The organism is Companilactobacillus bobalius, assembly GCF_009764355.1.
Map to the genome: position 1 here is coordinate 1 of NZ_LNUA01000075.1, position 2,902 is coordinate 2,902.

Annotated in this window: 6 protein-coding genes; all 6 read left to right on the plus strand. The window is 35.4% G+C overall.

All coding sequences use genetic code 11. The features are described 5' to 3' along the window. Positions 1 to 453 (plus strand): hypothetical protein (locus tag ATN92_RS15150; RefSeq protein ID WP_158106805.1); only part of this gene is annotated, 453 nt, incomplete at its 5' end. An 11-nt stretch (positions 454 to 464) separates the two neighbouring features. Further along, positions 465 to 947, plus strand: a complete 483-nt coding sequence (locus ATN92_RS15155) for a hypothetical protein (protein ID WP_087721252.1) — start codon at positions 465 to 467, stop codon at positions 945 to 947. Between the two features lie 67 nt (positions 948 to 1,014). Continuing rightward, positions 1,015 to 1,155 (plus strand): XkdX family protein, encoded by a 141-nt coding sequence (locus ATN92_RS15160; protein WP_082604512.1) that lies wholly within the window; start codon positions 1,015 to 1,017, stop codon positions 1,153 to 1,155. Between the two features lie 48 nt (positions 1,156 to 1,203). Further along, positions 1,204 to 1,512, plus strand: coding sequence for an ATP synthase subunit B family protein (locus tag ATN92_RS15165; RefSeq protein WP_056951919.1), 309 nt, complete (start codon positions 1,204 to 1,206; stop codon positions 1,510 to 1,512). Next, positions 1,502 to 1,747: a phage holin gene (locus ATN92_RS15170; RefSeq protein WP_056951923.1), complete on the plus strand. Its 246-nt coding sequence runs from the start codon at positions 1,502 to 1,504 to the stop codon at positions 1,745 to 1,747. Before ATN92_RS15165 ends, ATN92_RS15170 begins: the two co-directional genes overlap by 11 nt. Next, positions 1,725 to 2,902: hypothetical protein (locus tag ATN92_RS15175; protein WP_199250844.1), on the plus strand; the 1,178-nt coding region annotated here is incomplete at its 3' end. The genes ATN92_RS15170 and ATN92_RS15175, both read left to right, overlap by 23 nt.

The window sequence follows — 2,902 nt, forward strand, 5'->3', positions numbered from 1 at the left end:
GGAAGTATTTTGCTATCGGGTCCGTCAACAAATTATGATAATGTACAAGATGGCCTTTTAATCACTTTAAGCAATCTAACTTCAGATACTCTCAGTGGCTCAAGCTTTGGAAATCGTAATATTCGTTTTGATTTATCATCAGTCGGTTTAACACCAATTAAGATTCCTAAAGAAAAATTAGTTGTTAATAGCTCAATTGATATTTCTGACCAATTGTCACAATATATTGGTAAAAAAGTTCAAGCCCAACTTAGTGATGGAAACTCTTGGGAAAAAATTGATGACTTCTATAATAACATTTCAGGTTTCACCATTAAAAGCTTTGGAGGAGCATCAATTAAGGTACTTCCTAATACAACGCTTAGTATTAATCTTACTGCACATATATTTGGTGATTACACGGATGGTGATTTCAAAATTCCAGTAATTCAAGTGAATACTTATAAAAATTAGGAGGTACAATAATGAAAATTTCAGTTTATTTAGATGATGATAGAAATATCATTGGCGTAAACAATACAAGCAATATCGCTGCTGAAATGCAGGCAACTGAAAAGGGCTGGACACTAATCCAAAATAGTGATCTAGCCTTTTCTATTGAAAATATGTATGAATGGACGGTCAGAGAATCTGATAATAAATTAGTTCACAAATCAACAGGCAAAACGCCTGATGAAGAAATGAAAAATACAATTAAAATTCTGACTGAAGGTCAATTAAATGGCCAACTGACGGATAAGCAAGTTCAGGAAGCCGTTACGGCCATGACTAAGCAAGCTGTCCAAGACAAGACTACATCACAAATGGCGATCACGGATTTGACCAAGCAAGTAGCAGATTTAACTGCAAAGTTGGATAAAGCAAATGGAGTTAATCCAGCACCAGAAGCACCAACAGATGTAACATCCACAGCTACAACTGATGGAGCAACTATCACAGCTAAGTAGTCGATAAAAGCATGCTCCCTTGCTGGTAGTGGTGGCGGTCGGAATAATTTAAAAGGAGTAATTAAAAATGACAGAAGCATTAAAAATTGAATTCGGATGGGGAACAATGAAAGAAAGCGACATCTTTGGTTATGTTCCTATGATTATCTCTAAAGATGATTATAAATACATTACTGGAAAAGAATATCAAGCAACTAAAGAGGGCTAGCCATTCGGCTAGTCTTTTTTAGTACAAAAATCAGAAAGAAGGCGAACTATGCCACCACATTTTATGATAATCAATACGATTGAAGATGCTGCAAGTGCTATATCAATAGTAGTGGCAATCGGCACTGCTCTAGTATGGGTGTTTAATCGATTGGTTATTAAACCTTTATCTGATTCTATGGATCGATTGTCTAGTGAAATTAAGGATTTTAAAAATGATTCAAAATTTGAACATGATGAATTTAGGAGACATTTTGAAGAACTAGACGATAATGTACATAAACATGATGAAGATATTGTTTCAATAAAAGAGCAAATTCATACTCTATTTAAGAGAGGTAATTCACATGAAAAATAAATTAACTATTAAAAATCAAAATAAAACTTGGTGGTTATCTATGGCTTCCTTAGTTTTAGTATTAATCCAACAAGTTGGCCATTTATTTGGCTGGGAAATTACTAATGATGAAATTAATCAGATTATGGCTATTGTAAATACTTTGCTGGTTATAGCTGGATCACTTGGATTAATTTATGATACTTCAGGAAAGGATGGTGTGAGTGAGAAATATGACAAAAATAGCAAATATTAGCCTTGATATTCGTAAAAATAACACAGTTGATAATGAACCAATTATTCTGCGTCAAGGTGAAAGTGATGTGATTATTGAAGCAACTATCTCAAATGGGGGAGACGAAAACTTACAGATTAATTTTGCTACCTTTGTAGCCAAAAAGCCCGATGGGACAATTGTTTCTAATGATCCAGCCAATGTTAATGGAAACGTGATCAGTTATCCTGTAAGTAAGCATTTAACGGAATCTGTCGGTAAGATTCAGGACGCCTACTTCATGATCAATAATCAAATCACTACATGTGGCTTTGATATCTCAATAATCCCTAGCGTACAGCTTGATGATACTTCAGTTAACTACATTTCGGGTCTTGAAAACATCAATAAGTTTTTGAAATCCACCGAAGCTGATTGGCTCGGAAGAATCCAAAAAATGAAATCTCAAATTGCTGGATTGAATATTCCAGATGAATTCAAGCTGCTAATGGATAAGGCTTTGAGCGATGCTAAGGCTCAGTATCAACCAGCCATAGATGCTGCTGAAGAAAATGTCGAAAGTATTGCCGCTGATTTAGCTGCTAAAAAAGTAGATTTGGAAAATAATAGTGATGAACTGAATGTTACAATTACGTCTATCAAGGCACAAGTGGCTTCCGTAAACTCATTTTTGGATAACATTCAGAAACAAATTATTGAAGCCAACACCAGTTTTACAGCTGATCAGCAAGCTAAAGTATCTCAATTAATTTCAGACGTACAAAAGAAATTGACCGATTCAATTGCTTCTATGCAAACCAAATTTGAGTCCGATAGTAAAGATTTGAAGTCTCAAAGTGACCAAGTAATTGCCGATCTAAAGAATAGCTCAAATGCGGCTATCAAGGATATGCAAAGCAATCAGAGTACAGCTATGGCTAAAGTTAATCAGGATATTAGCAACGCAAATATCAGTATCAAGCAATTGCAGGAAAGTGCAGTATCGAAAGCAAGCCCGCTAAGCTCTGTCGATAAGCCTCAATTAACCAAAGATGCCAATTGGGATGATTATGCAAATTCTGGAGTATATCTAGTTCAGGGTGCAAGCGGTGGTAATAATATACCTATTGGGGCGGGAACTACATGGGGATACTTGATGGTTCTAAATGGTTCACCATCTGGAGGAGCAGTTCAAAT

Coding starts and splice junctions, on each gene's coding strand:
- ATN92_RS15165 (WP_056951919.1), top strand. CDS start 1,204: ATGCCACCACATTTTATGATAATCAATACGATTGAAGATGCTGCAAGT.
- ATN92_RS15170 (WP_056951923.1), top strand. CDS start 1,502: ATGAAAAATAAATTAACTATTAAAAATCAAAATAAAACTTGGTGGTTA.
- ATN92_RS15160 (WP_082604512.1), top strand. CDS start 1,015: ATGACAGAAGCATTAAAAATTGAATTCGGATGGGGAACAATGAAAGAA.
- ATN92_RS15155 (WP_087721252.1), top strand. CDS start 465: ATGAAAATTTCAGTTTATTTAGATGATGATAGAAATATCATTGGCGTA.